This window comes from Microcoleus sp. LAD1_D3 (genome assembly GCF_036702135.1).
Classification (GTDB): Bacteria; Cyanobacteriota; Cyanobacteriia; order Cyanobacteriales; family Microcoleaceae; genus Microcoleus.
The window spans coordinates 1-16434 of the sequence record NZ_JAUBSB010000038.1 but is presented as its reverse complement, the minus strand read 5'-3'; the positions used below and the strand labels follow the sequence as shown (position 1 = coordinate 16434).

The window sequence follows — 16434 nt, the reverse complement described above, 5'->3', positions numbered from 1 at the left end:
CCTAAGCGCACCCTACTTCTGAGAGTTGCAGCCGCAGCAGTAGGGTGCGAAAAATGACTAATGACCAATGACTGATGACTAATGACTAAAAACTAATGACTAATGACCTCGAAGCCATACGCAAAGGCAAAATTTTGATGTTAGCCGGCACTGATTTAGCCGGCACAGACTTATCGGGAGCCGATCTCGCCGGTGCCGACTTGTCTCAAGCCAACTTGAGTGGAGCTAATCTCGCCGGCGCTAACTTGCAACGGGCCCTATTGCGAGCCAACCTCCGTGGCGCTGACTTGAGCGGCGCTGACTTGCGAGGCGCAGATTTTCGGAATGCCGATTTGCGGGGAGCTTCTTTCGCTAACGCTTTAGTCCGCGATGCAAGTTTTGGGGGTGCTTTTTTGACCGGGGCTGCGATCGGCAATTTGGATTTGAGCGGTGTCGATTTTCGCGGCGCCGATTTGCGGGGCGCTAATGCGGCTCGGGCAATTTTGCACTCCGCCGATTTGAGCAATGCCAATTTGTCCGGCGCTGATTTGTCGGGAGCTGACTTGGAAGAAGCGATCTTGAATGGAGCCGTACTGCGTGGCGCTAACCTGACGGGGGCTAATTTGCTTTGTGCCATGATCGAACAAACCGTTTGGGATGGAGCGTTGCTCGATCGGGCTTGTCTCCAAGGCACCCCCCTGAGCAATTAAAAAATCAAAAATGTGATTTTCCATGCACACCAACTAAACAATCCGTGCTTATGATGTGAATAAGCACAAGCTATTTTAACATTTCTTAATAGGAGGTTATAATGGCGACTGTAAATGAGCAAACGAATAAATGGTAGCAGCTTTGTTTAGCGGTACATCCTTTCAAGGTCAAAGTGGCGATCGCCTTGTTAGTAAAGTAGCAGGAGCTGCGATCGCAGCCTTATTCAAGCGTTCTGAAAAGGCCGAAGCCAACATCCGAGTCGAACCTGTGGCTAAACTCTTGCAGGGAAGCATTGACGGTTTCGACTTCGTTGGCAAAGGTATGTTGATGTACAACGGCCTGCGTATAGAAGTGATGGAACTCTATCTGCAAGCAATCTCCATTGATTTTGGGGCGATTTTTGCAGGTCAAGTAAAATTGCGGCAGCCTACCCAGGCAAATATGCGAGTAGTCTTAAGTCGATCGGATTTAACCACCTCATTCAATACACCTTTTGTAGTTGAAAAACTCCAGAAGCTGAAGTACCAAGAGCAATCTCTGCACTTTCAAAACACAGAAGTCAGCTTCGGAGCCGACAAATCAATTCGCCTTCAGTCCGAGATTACCGTAGGCGATGCTAGCGAACCCGTCAAGATAGATATTACAGCTCAGTTGCAAGTAGAAGACCGACGCAAAATCCAATTTGTCAGCGTTACTTACGGCGGTGACGGGCAAGCCGTAGACTTGGCTCAAGCTATAATTGCCCACGTAAATAACTTGCTAGACTTAGACAAATTTGCCTTAGATGGCACTCAACTGCGAGTAGACCGCTGCCGAGTTCAGAACGACGAGCTGGTTTTCTACGGTTGGGCTGGTATCGAACAGTTTCCCAAAGGCAAGCGCTAAACCTCAGCCTGCTGAGGTGGCCCAGCCATCTTGTTGGGAAAAGTTGGGAAAAAGAGCATTTTTCAGTTAGCAAACAACCCGCACCGGCGGGTTTTGCTTTAGATTTTAGATGGGAGAAAAAATCTAAGATCTAAAATCTAACATCTCTGTTCCATCGACTTAAAATCAGCACTGAGGTTGATTCGAGCGGGCAAATTATTTTGATATATTTAAATAATAAATTAAACCACCCTCAAGAATAAAGATGCTCGGATTTTATTTATTTTGTATCTACGTCGCAGTCTTGTCGGTGCTTGCAGGCCCGAGCCACCGCCGGTCTGAAAAATGGTGGGTAGAAATTATCACCGATTTGCCCCACTGTACCTACTATTTTGGCCCCTTTGACACCGACAAAGAAGCTTCCAGCAATACTCCGGGCTACATAGAAGACTTGGAAAGCGAGGGAGCCAAAAGGCTTAGCATCCGCATTAAACGGTGTCAGCCTTCGGATCTCACCATTTGTGATGAATTCTCAGAGGGCATCGCGGCTTAAGAATTTTGATAGTCCAACCGGCAGAAACCGGGTTTTTTGACGAAAATACTCCATCTATTGCGAGGGGTATCGGTTAAACAACCCGGTTTCTGAGCGTCTATAATGCGTAAGTTCTGTTTTAGTTTTCCCTTAACTGAAGCCTCAACAATAATATTAAGCATCATCTTGTCCTAGTCCTTACCCGGCGGACTTTATATTTGTACTGGTGGCTTAAAAGTCGGCATCTTCTCCACCAAAATGCAGATTTTAGCTAGCATTAACTGCCAAAAATAATCGGGGCTAAATCAGCACTGAGGACGAGCCGATAGATCCCGTTGCGTTGATAAATTGAGAGGGAACAGAAAAAACTACTTAAATCTTCCCAGAGGTAAATATGTTTGAAATCTCTATGTTGGGTATGTTTTTCACTGCCTTTTGGGTGCTAGCTCAACCTGCTAGCAGCACTCGACGTGGCGAATGGTGGGTAGAAGTTGATACTGATTCGCCCAAGCGTACCTATTACTTTGGCCCCTATGACAGCAGACAGGAAGCTTCTAACAGCTCGAACAGTTACATCCGAGACCTGGAGAACAAAGGAGCTAAAAAAATTAGCATCAACATCAAACAAGGTAGCCAACCTACTCAGCTAAGAGCTAGCGAAGAGTCTTGATAACGTTGGAAACTGCCAATTACGGGCGAATATAAAGTTGACTTGTTAACAGGGTTTTTTTCAAATGAGATCGCGCTTGCATACAGTAGGGACACAACAATGCTGTGTCCCTAGGAAATATTTAAGAAACGGTATTATTTGCGTCTGAGAAATGCAAGTTTTTTCAAAGTAGCGCTTGGTTTAAATTGCTCCGGGGATTAAAAGTGCGATTTGCTTTGATTTTTTCATAGCATTCGCGTTCTACAGTGCTAATTTCTTTCGGTGGCACGATCGCAATTTTTACCAACAAATCAGTCCGCTCGTCTTTCTTGGGTTTTGGCCATCCTTTGCCCCGCAAGCGTAAAGACTGACCCGATCGCATCCCCGCCGGAAATTTTACAGTTATCATACCTTCAGGCGCCGGCACTTCAATTGAAGCTCCCAACACCGCTTCGTCGGGAGTTATCGGCACTTCGCAGACCAAATTCTCTCCCTCAAACTGAAAGAAAGGGTGAGGCAAAACTTCTAATTTTAGGTACAAATCTCCCTGCTGCTTCGTGTACGGGTCAACTTGACCTTTGCCTTTTACCCGAATTTTGCTGCCGGTTTTCACTCCCGCAGGAATCGAAACTTCGCCCGTGGCGACTCGCTTGGAAGTGCCCCGAAATGCTTCCCCCAGAGTTAGGGAAATTGCCACCTCGCTGTCGAGAGAGCTTCCTGCGGTGCGATTTTCGTACCCCGCGAAATCTTCAAATCCGCCAAAACCGGTGGGCCCGCCGGTGCGGTAGTTGCTGTAATTCCACTTGGCGTTGCGGCCACTACCCGCACTGCTACCTGCGCGGCCTAGCAAGGCATTGATAAATTCGTCAAAACTGCCGTACTCGCTGAAGTCAACCCCGCCAAAGTCTACATTTGTACTGCCCCCGCCTGGCCATCCGCCTGGAGTTGTGGCAGCTTGCTTCCAGTATTGACCGTATTGATCGTATTTTTTGCGTTTTTCTGGGTCTGATAGCACTTCGTAAGCTTCGTTTACTTCTTTAAAACGAGCTTCGGCTTCTTTGTTCCCGGGGTTCATATCCGGGTGATATTTCCGGGCTAGTTTGCGGAAAGTTTTTTTAATTTCGTCAGAGCTAGCAGTTTTGTTGAGTCCCAAAATAGCGTAATAGTCTTTAAAATCTGTTGCAGCCATTAAGCAATCCCCTCTTTATTAGTTGTTATTTGTTAGTTGTTAGTTGTTAGAAAGAATAAATCCCAAATTAGCCGCAGGATGGCGCATTAGTATAATGCCAGGAGCCGAAGTGCCTGCGGCATCTCATTCAAATTATAGGTTATCAAAGGTTTGGACTCGATCGAGTTCGGTTGCTTCTTGCTGGACGATCGCAATTTCCGCACTCCGCTGCTGTTTGATATTTTATAGCATTCGGCTCTCTCGTGCTGAAGGGAGCCGAAGCAGCAGCCTCTAGAAAAGCTTTTGGCCTTCGACAACACAAACCATAGTTTTCATCAATTAAGAACGTCCTTACCATCTGGGCCGTTGCTATACCTGTGAGCTTTGAGACGGTGAAACTCCTGCGCCGCAAACTCTTGGGGAGTTATGCGGCTTGGGGCTTTCGGAAGGCAGCAGCCCGGTTGAGGTGAGGCGGGGAAAGTTGCTGCTGTTGCTGGCGCGAGCCCAGGAGGGTTGACTGGCGCGGACGAGCGATCTTTTTTTGGTCTTTTTTTCCGGGGCGCGGTGCGATGGCTACGCCCCGGCTTACGCCTACGAACTTCTCGATATGAGCTTTATCACCCAATCCAAATCTTAGCAGGTTTTCATCAGCAAGTTCTGCCAAATCTGGTGTCTGAATTGTGACTATATAATACCCTAAATTGCGCCGTTTTTACACAAATTTTCTAGAGATTTTTTATTCACGCCACACCCGTGCTAGAGAATTTTATTTTTACAACCTCTGAATAAATTTAATTCAAAGTAATATAACATAATTTCTCCGCTGTCTGTTAGCTACATCACACACTTTTATAAAACATTAAGATAGGATAGTAGAACGATAAGCTTTTAACGCTACGAGGGTGCTAACATTATGAATTATTTGCTAAGTTGGCCTTGCGGCTGCTGCGACGATTGGAAAGATAGTTCCGAGAGTTCTGTGTTACTCAGAAACGGGCAGCGCATTTGTCAGTCGTGCTACCAGCGCAAATACAAGAATCAGAAGCTATTCGCCAAACGCAGGCGAGCGGACATATCGGTATCACGGCAGACAGTAACAGAGACTGTCACTTATTAATAATGCGCGAGCCTTTGAATTAAGCCAAGTATTTCAACAACCTCGCATCAGCAGTTAGGATTAATAATCAACAAAAAAATAAATTTTGTCATCAGTCATCAGTCATCGGCCATTGGTGATCTGTCACTAATTTAATTATTTATCATCAGTCACTTGCTGAGAGGTAACAGATTTTAACTTAAAAAACTAATGACTGACGACTAATGACTAATGACTAATAACTAAATGATAGTTCCATCAGGAATCGTGGCATTTTTCAGGACTACGATAATGCCGCTGCGGATGTAAAAACCTTGGTTTTCGCGGTTTGCTTCTTCCACTCGGTCTTTATTAATTATTTGAACATTGCGGCCGATGCGGGCATTTTTATCCACAATCGCGCGGCGAATTGTAGTATCTCCACCGATACCGAGGGCGACGCCGCCGGTGCCCAAACTCGAATGCCTTTCGGCGTCGGGTTCGTAGAAGTCCGCACCCATGACTAGGGTGTCTTGAATCGTACATCCAGCTTCAATGCGCGATCGAACTCCCAGCACAGAATGGTCGATCCGGCACTGTTTGAGAATGCAGCCTTCCGCAATAATCGATTCAGTGACGTGAGTATCTAAAAGCTTAGTCGGCGGCAAGAAACGCGGGCGAGTGTAAATCGGCGCATTTTCATCATAGAAACTGAAAGGCGGCTGAGGCTGTTTTGTTAGAGCCATGTTAGCATCGTAAAAAGCCTCAATGGTTCCGATATCTTCCCAGTAATCGTCAAACAAATAAGCTTGAACATTGTGGTCTTTTGCAGAATTCGGAATAATCTCTTTACCAAAATCAGTTTGGTTTGGAGATTCTTTCAGCAGTTTAATCAGAACTTCTTTTTTGAAGACGTAAATCCCCATCGAAGCAATGTAAGGACTTTCCTGAGCCTGCTGCGCTGTCAGTCCCAGTGTAGTAGTATCCACCTGCATTTGTTTGAGCGCCTCGCCTTTTGGCTTTTCGCTGAAAGAAACAATGCGGCCCTTGTCGTCGATTTTCATCAAACCAAAATCCGAGGCCCGCTTCTCGTCCATTGGCAAAACCGAGAGGGTGATATCGGCTTTAGTTTCGCGATGTCTGTGCACAAACTTCTGGTAGTCCATGCGGTACAGGTGGTCGCCAGAGAGAATCAAGTATTCATCCACGTCCCACTGTTCTAGCAGCGAGAGATATTGGCGAACTGCGTCCGCTGTCCCTTGAAACCAGTTGGGGTTTTCCTGAGTTTGCTGGGCGGCGAGCACCTCGACAAATCCCTCCGTGAAGCCGGAAAACTGGTAGGTGCGAGAGATGTGACGGTTGAGGGATGCCGAGTTGAATTGGGTGAGGACGTAGATTTTGACTATTTCGGAGTTTATGCAGTTGCTGACAGGAATATCGATGAGGCGATATTTGCCTGCGAGGGGAACTGCGGGTTTGGCTCGCAGTTTGGTTAGGGGGTAAAGGCGGGTGCCTACACCGCCACCGAGGATGATGGCTAAAACTTTTTTCAAGGAACTTTCTCCCTAGGGTCGATTAACTCTCCAAGTACAGTGTCGGATGGTGAGGGCTTCTTGACAAGGGGGGAGAGCAAGGAAGTTTTGAGTTTTCACTTATGAGCGAGTCACTTACGCAGAAACCGGGTTGTTTAATCCAAATACTTCTTCACACCCTCAATAAGAGTTAAAAAACCCGGTTTATGAGAGTTGGAGTGCGTCCGGGACTGGAATTATGAGTTTGGAGTTGTGAGTTAAAATACCCCTCAATAAATAAGGGCAGTTTAAGGAAAGAATAAGGGTGGGGATTTTGGCTGTTAATAACAAGTTTTTTAGGTTAATTGCCCGTTTTGGCAATTTCTCGCTCCAGGATGGCGCGCGCTGTTGTTCTTGTTCCAGGCTGGTCGATCGCAACGCCACGCCCGCTAACCCTCTGTATGGGCCCAAAGTGTGCTCTGGTTCTGCTTGAATTTGATCCGGTTCTTTTTGCTGGCGTTCCTGTTATCTGAGTTTGTCCAACTCCACAGCAGTCAGGAAGCGCCGCCCGTCGGAACCATAATTTTCTAGGTAGAGCTCAGTTTTCAATCTTAGATTGACTGCAAATTTGTGTAATATTTTACAATTTGTCGATGAAAAAAATGGGATAAAATGTCTATTCTCTACCAAAAGTTAGATCCCCTAGAAACCTCTGCTACTGTAGCCTAAGCCGTAAAAGCTAGAAAAAGTGTATGCAAATTCAAACGCCGGACTGGGTTAAAAACGCGGTATTCTACCAAATATTTCCCGATCGCTTCGCCAAAAGCAAACAGCCCCGCAAACGCCTGCTGCAAAACTTCATGTGGGAAGAATGGCACGAAATCCCCACTCTGCAAGGCTACAAAGGCGGGGACTTGTGGGGCGTGATGGAACAGCTAGACTACTTGCAAGACTTAGGCATTAACGCAATTTACTTTACCCCCATATTTCAGTCGGCCTGCAATCACCGCTACCACACCCACGACTACTATCAAGTCGATCCGATGTTGGGCGGCAATCCAGCGTTTAAAGAACTTTTAGATGCCGCTCACGATCGCAACATCAAAGTTGTCCTCGACGGCGTATTTAACCACGCCAGCCGCGGCTTTTTCTTCTTCCACGACATCCTGGAAAACGGCCCCCATTCTCCTTGGGTGGATTGGTTTAAAATTGAAGGCTGGCCGCTATCTGCCTACGACGGCAATTTTCCTGCTAATTATGCCGGTTGGGACGGGAATCGAGCCCTTCCTGTATTCAATCACGACAATCCAGAAGTGCGAGAATACATCATGGAAATCGCCGAATATTGGATTAAATTCGGCGTCGATGGCTGGCGGCTGGACGTTCCTTTTGAAATTAAAAGCCCCGGATTTTGGCAGGAATTTCGAGACCGAGTTAAGGCAGTTAATCCCGAAGCTTACATTGTGGGCGAAGTTTGGGAAGATGCGAGAGAATGGCTCGACGGTACTCAATTTGACGGGGTAATGAATTATCTTTTTGCTGCGCCGACGATTGCTTTTGCAGCGGGCGACAGGGTTGATTTAGCTCAACTTGAAGGCCGTTCTTACTATCCCTATCCGGCGCTTTTTGCTAAAGAGTACGGCGACAAAATTCAGCACGTTTTGGAATTATATCCTTGGGAAATACAGCTAACTCAACTCAACTTGTTAGCCAGTCACGATACCGCGAGGTTGTTAACAATTGCTGGAGGCGATAAAGCTAGCGTCGAACTTGCTAATTTGCTGCTGTTAACTTTTCCCGGAGCTCCTAGCATTTACTACGGCGATGAAGTTGGTTTGCCCGGTGCTCTCGATCCCGATTCTCGCCGCGGTTTTCCCTTAGAAGCTCACTGGGAAATGGATGTCTTAGATTACCACAAGCAGTTGATAGCTTTGCGGCACAAATATGCTGCCCTCCGTACTGGATCGTACCAAATTCTGTTTGCTGAGGGAACGGTTTACGTTTTTGCCCGAATTTTGGGGGATGAGGAAATAGTTGTTGCTGTCAATGTCGCGACCGAAGCAGCTAATATTAGCTTTGAGCCAGCTAAGTTGAAATCTCCTCACGATAAATTGCTGTATGGGAAAGGCGACTTTGTTTGGAAAGGTGACGGGAAAACTCGGCATTTAGAATTGGTGCTGCCGGCGCGATCGGGATTAATTTTAGGTTCGGATAATTAGTTCAGCAATTACGCAAGTGTCACGCTCCAATCGACTTGTAGGGTGCGTCAGACCGAGTTATGGACGGATGATCGATGGCTTGGGATCGGACCCACCTTACTAATTGTGACACTTGCGTAAGTTCTCTAGTTTAAAATGTAAGGTGCGCCCATAAGCACCCTACTAAATTTAGAGATGCCTCAAGTTTGATTATGCTGCAACTAATGCTGGTATTAGCACCGCATCAATGATATGGATGACGCCATTGTCGGCAAGAATATCTGGAGTGATAACTTTAGCCTCATTCACTTTAATGCCGTCAGAAGTATCAATTCCCACCACAGAACCTTCCACTGTTTCAGCAGAACTTAACTCAAGCAAGTTCTCGGTTAGTACCTCGCCAAACAGAATGTGGTAAGTCAGAATTTTCTTGAGCTTGGGTATGTCTTCCAGCCAAGACGTAATAGTGTTCGTAGGAATTTTGGCAAATGCCTCATCAGTTGGTGCTAAGACGGTGTAGGGACCCGGACTTTGCAATAAATTTAACAAACCAGCCGCTTCAATAACAGTCACGAGTGTTTTGAAAGAACCGGCATTGGTGGCAGTCTCGACAATATCAGCCATGATGTTTTTCAGGAGTGCAAATAGCAGAAAATGAATCAGAGGCGACAATCATTTTAGCAATTTACAAATAGCAGAAAATGAATCGGAGGGATGATGATTATTTTAGCCATTATAAGTTAATTCGGTTGCTGGCCCTGATGGCTCCGCGCGATCGACCTTTTTGGCTTATACTTGGGTCGCCTCCTCTCCCTTGCGGAAAAACTGCTTTAAAATCTCTCCGGGTTCTCTGTCCCAGGTGTCGATATGTTCGTAAATTAAGCCGTCTTTATCCAGTTTATAAGTAGAGTAGCCGTTAAAAAAAATCCGAGCTTTCCAGGGAACCCGCAGTGTCCCGCGAACAGTCCAATTTGCCACAATAGTATCAGGGGCTGTCTGATCTACGTCGTGCAGGTCGAAGTAAATCTCGTTAAAGAATAGCTGCCCGTGAAATCGGAGAGTCCAAAAGATAATGCGATAGTTGATTTTTCCTTTAAATTTGTTAACAGGGTCTTGAAAATAAACATCTTTTGTGTAGATGTCGTAGGATATGTCTTTTTCAAAAAGCGTCGGGAGATCCGCTTTCAGGGTGTCTACTGCTTGTTCTACCTGCATTTGATATTCGATCGCGCTCAAACTACCACCTTGTGACAGTATTAATTTATAACTTTAAATGAATAATCTCGATCGGCAGCGGGAGGAGCAAAAAATTGATACTTCATCCAGCTCTAATCTTACCTCTAATTATATTGTCCGCGTCGGCTTTTCTGGTGGCCCGGACTTGCGACATCGAAACCTTGGCACAGATTTGACAGAACACCCCCACTCCTCTGACATTCTCGTAGAAATTAACAGCGGCAAGCTGTTGATGGTAGATAGCCGTCGCCGGAACGGCCTAATTTTGATTAAACGTTTCCACGCGGAGTTTGCCGGGCCTGGGGCTGCCGTTGGGGGCGTTTTTGATGTTGACTCTCAGCAGGCGATTCCCGTGGGCGATTTTTGTTTGGTTTGCCCTCAATCTCCCGAAGAAATACAGAAAGCTTTTGGAATTCGGCGGCAGTGGGTGCGGTTAATGGAACAGTTAACGGCAAAGCCTACAGCTTTGGAACGCGCACAAATGGTTTTAACTCAGTTTGAACAATATTTGGATTCGGAAACGGTGGCACAAATTCCCGATGAAGCTTTGGCACTTTTAGTAGGCGTATTTCCCCAAACCATTCGGGCGGCACGACAAGGAAATGATCAGTTATAAAGTGGTGTAGATATCTTAGGCTGCGATCGCGCTGCTACAAGCTCCACTCGGCATTCTGCAAAACGACTCGATAGCCATCTGGGTCTTCAAAGGTCACTCCATCTTTGTCCCAGTAAGGATTGTAGGAGTTTACAGGCTCAAATCCCATTGCTTTCATTCGCTCAACAGCCTGCTGCCATTCTTGTTGGTTAGGAAGATAAAAGACGATAAGATTGTCTTGAGTTGGAGCGCCACCTACAATATGTCCCCGTTGATGGATGAATTCAAAGTGGTGGCTTTCTCCTGGCATCCCAACCATTACTCCGTCAAAACCTTCATGGTGTTCAAAACTATCGAGGATTTGCAGCCCTAAACCCTCTGTGTAGAAATGAACAACTCGATCGAGGCAATCCGTTGGGCGAGCAACCCGTAAAACCTTTCCTTGAAGCATATATACCTTCTCCAAAGTTATTTTTGTGTTAAGCAGAAACTGGATACCGAATATTATGAGTTGTCAAAAATTTCTCCTATTCGATCGACTGTTCGCTGATTTTCCTCCGGGCTACCCACCGTAATTCGCAAACCTCCTCCAGTATGCCTAATTAAAGTACCTCCCTGTTTTAGCTGCTGCATGATTTGTTTGTGTTCCTGTTCGGCAGATTCGCCCTCACCGGCTTTTACCCGCAGATAAACGAAGTTAGCCGCACTCGGCCAAACTTGCAATTTTTGATACTGAGTTAGCGCTGCAATTAATTTGGCTCTTTCTGATAGAGTTTCGGGAATGGTTGCTAGCAATAACTGCCGCTGCGCTAAGGCGAACTCGGCTGCAGTTTGCGAGAAACTGGGAAGGTTGTAGGGGAGACGGATTTTTTCTAAGGTGGCTGTGAGTTCGGGATGGGCGATCGCATATCCAACTCTCATTGAGGCTAGTCGAAATGCTTTGGAAAATGTGCGTAAAATTATCCAATTCGGGTGATGGTGCAATTGGTCTGCTAAAGTATTTTGGCTGAATTCAAAATAGGCTTCGTCAATTACTACTAATATCTCTTCGGATAAATTTGACAACCATTCTATTTCATCTGCTGTCAAAGCATTGGCTGTGGGGGAATTGGGATGAACGACAAAGACGGCGCGCACGGGGGGATTTGGATTTTGGCCTATCGCCCTTTTAGCCTCCTCGATATCGATTTCAAAAGTCTCCTCTTTTCGCGGAACACTCACAACGGGAATACCGAGGGTTTGGGCGATTATTCCATACATCGAAAAGGTGGGATTCGCAACGAAAATAGAGCCGGTACCGCCTAAACAAGTAGCTATTAAGATGGATCTAATTAGTTCGTCGGAACCGTTGCCCACAGAAATATTGTCGGCTGTAATGGCAGTTTTGGGCAGTGTAACCCCCCCAAGCCCCCCCTTGTTAAGGGGGGGGACATTTAGGGATTCATTGACGTATTGGGCGAGATCCTCTTTGAGCCGTGCGTGGCCTCCGTCGGGATAGCGATTTGTCTCAATTAACTGCTGGTAAGTCCAAGCTAGCTTTTTTTTTAATTCCTCTGGCAAGTCGTAGGGGCATTCGTTGGTATCAAGGCGATCGATCGCACTTTCCGAGTGCGCTGGTTCTCCTGATGTGCCGCCCGGATGGGGAGTGTATGCGGTAAGTTCGGCTAAATCTTTTCGGATAAAGGGAAGCATGGTATAATTTACGACTTTTTATTTTAGATAATCTGCTTAGAAGCATCTGAACTTAGCATAGAGCTTGTTCTATCTCGAAAGCAAGAGGAGGGAGGGAATTGAGTTTCTGTCGCTCGATTGATGCGTCGGCTATGGCAAATTGATTATTTTGATAAAGTAACTGCTGATATTTGGAAACCGAGTATGAAAGTCAAGCCTTCCGATATATCTAAAAATGCCGCCGCTACCCTCATAGCTTTAAGTTTGGCTGTTCTCCCTTCAGCTATGCCTGCCTCAGCTCAAACGCAGTCAGCTCCGGCACAGAACAATACTGATTCTAATGGAGTTGTTCTAGACAGAACTCCCTTTCAAGAAAGCAAGGACGACAACAATCATTGGGGTGCTTTGGGTTTATTGGGTATCCTCGGTTTAGCGAATCTGTTTCGCAAGGATGAACCCAAACGCTACCGCGATCCGATGGGCGAATAATTTTTTAAACGGATCTCGCACCAGCCAAAAAACAAATCAACTGTCGTCGATTCAGAAACCGGGTTTTTTACCGAAAGACTGGATTATTGCCTTTAATCCGAGCAAAAAATCCGGTTCCTTTGATCATGATGGGCCTTTTGACCACAAAGTTTATTCAATCGCGCCACAAAGCAATCCCGCCCAATAAACCGCTGACATTGGGTACTATTTTAACCTGGGGCGGTAACTCAAAAACAATCTTTTTAGTATTGCCACCGCCGATGTAAAGGCGATCGCAGTTAAAGAGATTTTGCAGAAAGGCGAGTGCTTTTTCCAGACGGCGATTCCATCTTTTGGAACCCACTGTATCTAATGCCGATCGCCCTAATTGCTGTTCGTAAGTTTCCCCTTTGCGAAACGGGTGATGTCCTAATTCTAGATTTGGCACCAAGATACCATCGACAAATAAGGCAGAACCGAAACCGGTGCCCAGGGTAATTACTAATTCTACCCCCGTCCCAGCAATTGCTCCCAATCCTTGAATATCGGCATCGTTAGCCACTCGCACAGGTTTTCCCAAGCGATCTTTGAGGGTAGTTTCTAGGTCAAAATCTATCCAAGACGGATCTAAATTCACTGCGGTTTTGATGATGCCTAGGCGCACGACGCCGGGGAAACCGACGGATACTCGGTCAAATTCCCCTTGTCCGCTGGCTAAAGAGGCGATCGCCTCTAGTACAGGTTCCGGTTTCGGTGGTTGAGGCGTTTCTAAACGGCTGCGTTCCGTTTGGGGTTCGCCTTCATTGTCCAACACCATAACTTTGATGCCACTTCCGCCAATGTCAACGGCTAAGGTGCGAGTCGATCGATCTTGTTCAGTCATTTGAGTGTTAAGACTTGCAAGTTGGTCAAATTTTAATTTGTGAATTGGCAAAACTTTTGAATCGCTTCCCACATTTCCGCTAGGACATTTCCCAAAGAATGATCGTCTTCTAATTCGATTAATTGCACCCAGGGACGGTTAGCGGCAAAATTTCTGCTAGCTTGAATCGGTATTATTGTATCATGCTTGCCGTGAAGAATTAACGTAGGGACTGAACGCATTAATTTTTCTTCAGGGTATTGAGCCATATCTCCCAAAAACTGATATTTTAGTGGCAGATAACGCTGTTCGCCGTAGTGGTAAACGGGCAGATATTTCTCAGACTGCCACTTTTCTAACTGTTGCTGTCCCAACAGTGGCAGCCAGTGGGAGAGAAAGTCAAAAGCCGGTGCTAACAAAACTATTTGCTTTACTGACAATTGTCGCTGGGCCAACCAAGCCGCTGTCAGCCCCCCAAAACTAGACCCTATTATGGTGACTCCCCCTAGATTTTTTACATTTTCTGTGGGATGTTGGGAGGATTGGGTTGGCAAAAATTCTGTTTCTATTTGGTTTAATTGGCGGGTGAGAGTGAGGCCGGAAAAATCGTTTTGATTGAGATCGGGAGTTTTTAGGTCAATTCCTAGGTAAGAAAAGCGCTCTCGGAAATATTTAGCCTTAGCTGAATTGGGACTTGAAGCAAATCCGTGTAAATAAATGTAAGTCGAGTCTATCGGTAAATTCATCCAGAAAATCTTATGATACTTCCCAACTAATTATTCTAACTTAATAAGAGTTATTAATAACAATTTAAAGCCTTTAAGTAGATGAAAATATATAGTGATTTTCCGAAGAGATAAAGCAAGCGAATAGACTTAAAGTTGCTGCGCTTTTAGACGGCTTTTGCGAAGATAGAAAGCCATTGCATAGATTACAGAAAAGCAGCGTTTCTCCCTGCCTGCATTTATTGATTTATACCTGCTTACAATGAATCATCGCAGAGTGTGCACTACGCACCCTGCGATTCACTCAAAACCACTCGTCAATTACTGGGGTTTTTGACTACTGCGATTTTTGACCGTTTTGCATCCGATTTTTCGCAGTTTGTCGGCGCTGCTGCATCATTTGAGCTAATTGGCTGCGCTGTTCGGCTGTGAGCACTTCTCGCATTGCGAGTGTACTTTCAAATTGCACCTCTTCCAACTGCTGCCTCAATCCGATTATTTGACGGTGTTTTTCGCGCATTTCGCTAGCATTTGCCGTACCAGACATCATCGTTTCCAATTCTTGTCGGGCTTGGCGGACTGCTTGCATCCGCTGCGAAACTTGGTCTTTATACCGATCGCGAACTGCCTGCATTTGCTGCTTTTGGTCTGCGCTTAAATTAAGTTTCTCGAACATCCCCCCTTCCTTGCCACCGGGTCGATTGGGACGCTGGTTTTGGGCAATTGTTTCCGGTTCTAGGGGATTAGGAACTGCTATTGCTGCGGCTGTGCTGCCGAGAGTCAGCATTAAAACGGCTAGGGCAGAAATACGACGAATTGACATGAAAATTCCCTCTTTGATATTAGTTATTTGTTAGCGGTTCGCTGTCAGCACTCTGGCTGAAAGTCAACCAGTCTGTTTGCGAGCGATCGGTCATATTTTTTTCGCTAGAATCATGCAGTACACCCTCCCAGTTAGTGACTAAAAATGCTTCTAACTTAGCTGTTTCATTATCTGGCAATTGTGCAGTCTCAAACGCACGGTAGCCCGACCAAAAAACTAGCAAGCCAGCGGCGATCGCAGAAGGAAAAACCCACTTGCGAAAACCGACCATTCTTGACCTTTTACTAGACCGGGTAAATTGGGGATCTCCCAGATAATTGAGCTTTCTCTCACCCGCCTCATTCCTCTCTATTGCAGCTAAAAGTTTTTGCTCAAAATCGGGCGCAGCTTCGGGAAGGTTTGGGCGATGTTGCTTCAAGAAATTAACTAACTTTTGGTCGCTGCTTTGGTTATTCATAGCTCGCTGACACCTTCTTTTTGCAAAAATTGTCGCACAGCATTTCGGGCATAAAAGACGCGAGATTTGACAGTTCCTGCTGGCAGTCCCAAAATTTGAGCCACTTCTTTTTGCGGGATGTCTTCTAGGTCGTGCAGCACCAAAACGCTGCGGTGTTCAAAGCTCAATTGCTCCAGTCCCCGCTGCACTAAATCTTGATAGTGCAACTTCATCAAGTCGGATGTGTTATCTTTTAGAATAACCCCATCCATTACTTCTTGATTTTTGAGCTGGGAGTCAAAATAATGCTGTTTAGCAAATGCTTGTCTTTGGTCGGAAGCCACATTCCAAGTGATTCGATAAAGCCAAGTAGAAAAGTTTTCCTGGTGCTTGAGTTTGGGCAATCCTTTCCACACTCGCAGAAATACTTCTTGTGCTAAATCGTCAAGAAGCGACGGGCCGCAGAGTTGGTAAAGGGTTGACCTGACTTTGTGTTGGTAGCGTTGGTAAAGGTAGCGAAAGCAAGTGCGATCGCCCTTTAAACATTGAGCAACTAAGTCCGAGTCGGAACAGTCATCGGTTAAAACATTGGCTGGCACACCTAACACCTGTGAAGTCTCCCCCACCAGTTCGTTATCTGAAGTGTTTAGACAGGACGATCGCAAAAAAGGTTCAAATAATTTAAAATATTATTTTGAGCATTAATCCGCCTGGGGTGGAAAACTGCACTCATGTCAGCAACAGGCAATCCGACCTGTTCCACAAAAATTAAATTTTATTGTGGGGAGTAGGGGTTGGGCATTCTTAGCCCGCCCGTAACAGGCTTTGGGGCCCGTTCCACAAAAATTCAATTTTATTAGACCTCTTGCAAAAAAAATCTATGCTATAATAGAAGGTTTTCAATTTAATCCCCCTAGAGCTAACTCATAAT

19 protein-coding genes are annotated in these 16434 nt (G+C 45.9%); 7 read left to right on the top strand and 12 right to left on the bottom strand.

Going from position 1 to position 16434, the window contains the following annotated elements:
- Nucleotides 1–95 precede the first annotated feature (95 nt).
- From QUA74_RS20010 to QUA74_RS19995, 4 genes are all read left to right on the top strand, one after another.
- Nucleotides 96–689, top strand: coding sequence for a pentapeptide repeat-containing protein (locus QUA74_RS20010; protein WP_333332738.1), 594 nt, complete (start codon nt 96–98; stop codon nt 687–689).
- 130 nt (nt 690–819) lie between these two features.
- The gene (locus QUA74_RS20005) at nt 820–1575 is read left to right on the top strand and encodes a DUF2993 domain-containing protein (RefSeq protein ID WP_333332736.1); all 756 of its coding nucleotides are present in this window, start codon (nt 820–822) and stop codon (nt 1573–1575) included.
- A gap of 244 nt (nt 1576–1819) precedes the next feature.
- On the top strand, nt 1820–2107 hold the full coding sequence (locus QUA74_RS20000) for a DUF1816 domain-containing protein (RefSeq protein ID WP_333332733.1): 288 nt from the start codon (nt 1820–1822) through the stop codon (nt 2105–2107).
- 373 nt (nt 2108–2480) lie between these two features.
- Nucleotides 2481–2756, top strand: a complete 276-nt coding sequence (locus QUA74_RS19995; protein ID WP_333332730.1) for a DUF1816 domain-containing protein — start codon at nt 2481–2483, stop codon at nt 2754–2756.
- A 163-nt stretch (nt 2757–2919) separates the two neighbouring features.
- Here the strand turns inward: QUA74_RS19995 and QUA74_RS19990 are convergent, their stop codons facing one another.
- From QUA74_RS19990 to QUA74_RS19980, 3 genes are all read right to left on the bottom strand, one after another.
- Nucleotides 2920–3924 carry a J domain-containing protein gene (locus QUA74_RS19990; RefSeq protein ID WP_333332728.1) on the bottom strand — a complete coding sequence of 335 codons (1005 nt, stop codon included), beginning with the start codon at nt 3922–3924 and terminating at the stop codon, nt 2920–2922.
- Nucleotides 3925–4327: 403 nt separating this feature from the next.
- Complete coding sequence (locus tag QUA74_RS19985; protein ID WP_333332725.1) at nt 4328–4567, bottom strand: hypothetical protein; 240 nt, start codon at nt 4565–4567, stop codon at nt 4328–4330.
- Nucleotides 4568–5241: 674 nt separating this feature from the next.
- Entirely contained in the window at nt 5242–6531 is a 1290-nt protein-coding gene (locus tag QUA74_RS19980; protein ID WP_333332722.1) for a glucose-1-phosphate adenylyltransferase, read from the bottom strand.
- 710 nt (nt 6532–7241) lie between these two features.
- Here QUA74_RS19980 and QUA74_RS19975 point away from each other — a divergent pair.
- A complete protein-coding gene (locus tag QUA74_RS19975) occupies nt 7242–8708 on the top strand; it encodes a glycoside hydrolase family 13 protein (protein ID WP_333332720.1) in 1467 nt (488 codons plus the stop codon).
- A gap of 189 nt (nt 8709–8897) precedes the next feature.
- On the opposite strand, the gene QUA74_RS19970 is transcribed toward QUA74_RS19975, so the two are convergent.
- Complete coding sequence (locus QUA74_RS19970) at nt 8898–9311, bottom strand: fasciclin domain-containing protein (RefSeq protein WP_333332717.1); 414 nt, start codon at nt 9309–9311, stop codon at nt 8898–8900.
- A 165-nt stretch (nt 9312–9476) separates the two neighbouring features.
- The gene (locus QUA74_RS19965; RefSeq protein ID WP_333332830.1) at nt 9477–9902 is read right to left on the bottom strand and encodes a DUF2358 domain-containing protein; all 426 of its coding nucleotides are present in this window, start codon (nt 9900–9902) and stop codon (nt 9477–9479) included.
- A 58-nt stretch (nt 9903–9960) separates the two neighbouring features.
- Between QUA74_RS19965 and QUA74_RS19960 the strand changes: the two genes are divergently transcribed.
- A complete protein-coding gene (locus tag QUA74_RS19960; protein ID WP_333332714.1) occupies nt 9961–10539 on the top strand; it encodes a hypothetical protein in 579 nt (192 codons plus the stop codon).
- 34 nt (nt 10540–10573) lie between these two features.
- Here the strand turns inward: QUA74_RS19960 and QUA74_RS19955 are convergent, their stop codons facing one another.
- Nucleotides 10574–10969, bottom strand: coding sequence for a VOC family protein (locus QUA74_RS19955; protein ID WP_333332711.1), 396 nt, complete (start codon nt 10967–10969; stop codon nt 10574–10576).
- Between the two features lie 53 nt (nt 10970–11022).
- Nucleotides 11023–12210 (bottom strand): histidinol-phosphate transaminase, encoded by a 1188-nt coding sequence (locus QUA74_RS19950; protein ID WP_333332708.1) that lies wholly within the window; start codon nt 12208–12210, stop codon nt 11023–11025.
- 183 nt (nt 12211–12393) lie between these two features.
- Between QUA74_RS19950 and QUA74_RS19945 the strand changes: the two genes are divergently transcribed.
- On the top strand, nt 12394–12678 hold the full coding sequence (locus QUA74_RS19945; RefSeq protein ID WP_333332705.1) for a WGxxGxxG family protein: 285 nt from the start codon (nt 12394–12396) through the stop codon (nt 12676–12678).
- Nucleotides 12679–12832: 154 nt separating this feature from the next.
- Here the strand turns inward: QUA74_RS19945 and QUA74_RS19940 are convergent, their stop codons facing one another.
- The 5 genes from QUA74_RS19940 to QUA74_RS19920 form a co-directional block, all read right to left on the bottom strand.
- A complete protein-coding gene (locus QUA74_RS19940) occupies nt 12833–13540 on the bottom strand; it encodes an ROK family protein (RefSeq protein WP_333332702.1) in 708 nt (235 codons plus the stop codon).
- 32 nt (nt 13541–13572) lie between these two features.
- Nucleotides 13573–14265, bottom strand: a complete 693-nt coding sequence (locus QUA74_RS19935; RefSeq protein WP_333332699.1) for a YqiA/YcfP family alpha/beta fold hydrolase — start codon at nt 14263–14265, stop codon at nt 13573–13575.
- A 316-nt stretch (nt 14266–14581) separates the two neighbouring features.
- On the bottom strand, nt 14582–15067 hold the full coding sequence (locus QUA74_RS19930) for a Spy/CpxP family protein refolding chaperone (RefSeq protein ID WP_333332696.1): 486 nt from the start codon (nt 15065–15067) through the stop codon (nt 14582–14584).
- 19 nt (nt 15068–15086) lie between these two features.
- Nucleotides 15087–15524: a hypothetical protein gene (locus tag QUA74_RS19925; protein WP_333332693.1), complete on the bottom strand. Its 438-nt coding sequence runs from the start codon at nt 15522–15524 to the stop codon at nt 15087–15089.
- Nucleotides 15521–16111 (bottom strand): sigma-70 family RNA polymerase sigma factor, encoded by a 591-nt coding sequence (locus tag QUA74_RS19920; RefSeq protein ID WP_333332827.1) that lies wholly within the window; start codon nt 16109–16111, stop codon nt 15521–15523. Before QUA74_RS19920 ends, QUA74_RS19925 begins: the two co-directional genes overlap by 4 nt.
- Nucleotides 16112–16434 lie beyond the last annotated feature (323 nt).

Coding starts and splice junctions, on each gene's coding strand:
- QUA74_RS20010 (WP_333332738.1), top strand. CDS start 96: ATGACTAATGACCTCGAAGCCATACGCAAAGGCAAAATTTTGATGTTA.
- QUA74_RS20005 (WP_333332736.1), top strand. CDS start 820: ATGGTAGCAGCTTTGTTTAGCGGTACATCCTTTCAAGGTCAAAGTGGC.
- QUA74_RS20000 (WP_333332733.1), top strand. CDS start 1,820: ATGCTCGGATTTTATTTATTTTGTATCTACGTCGCAGTCTTGTCGGTG.
- QUA74_RS19995 (WP_333332730.1), top strand. CDS start 2,481: ATGTTTGAAATCTCTATGTTGGGTATGTTTTTCACTGCCTTTTGGGTG.
- QUA74_RS19990 (WP_333332728.1), bottom strand. CDS start 3,924: ATGGCTGCAACAGATTTTAAAGACTATTACGCTATTTTGGGACTCAAC.
- QUA74_RS19975 (WP_333332720.1), top strand. CDS start 7,242: ATGCAAATTCAAACGCCGGACTGGGTTAAAAACGCGGTATTCTACCAA.
- QUA74_RS19970 (WP_333332717.1), bottom strand. CDS start 9,311: ATGGCTGATATTGTCGAGACTGCCACCAATGCCGGTTCTTTCAAAACA.
- QUA74_RS19965 (WP_333332830.1), bottom strand. CDS start 9,902: ATGCAGGTAGAACAAGCAGTAGACACCCTGAAAGCGGATCTCCCGACG.
- QUA74_RS19960 (WP_333332714.1), top strand. CDS start 9,961: ATGAATAATCTCGATCGGCAGCGGGAGGAGCAAAAAATTGATACTTCA.
- QUA74_RS19955 (WP_333332711.1), bottom strand. CDS start 10,969: ATGCTTCAAGGAAAGGTTTTACGGGTTGCTCGCCCAACGGATTGCCTC.
- QUA74_RS19950 (WP_333332708.1), bottom strand. CDS start 12,210: ATGCTTCCCTTTATCCGAAAAGATTTAGCCGAACTTACCGCATACACT.
- QUA74_RS19945 (WP_333332705.1), top strand. CDS start 12,394: ATGAAAGTCAAGCCTTCCGATATATCTAAAAATGCCGCCGCTACCCTC.
- QUA74_RS19940 (WP_333332702.1), bottom strand. CDS start 13,540: ATGACTGAACAAGATCGATCGACTCGCACCTTAGCCGTTGACATTGGC.
- QUA74_RS19935 (WP_333332699.1), bottom strand. CDS start 14,265: ATGAATTTACCGATAGACTCGACTTACATTTATTTACACGGATTTGCT.
- QUA74_RS19930 (WP_333332696.1), bottom strand. CDS start 15,067: ATGTCAATTCGTCGTATTTCTGCCCTAGCCGTTTTAATGCTGACTCTC.
- QUA74_RS19925 (WP_333332693.1), bottom strand. CDS start 15,524: ATGAATAACCAAAGCAGCGACCAAAAGTTAGTTAATTTCTTGAAGCAA.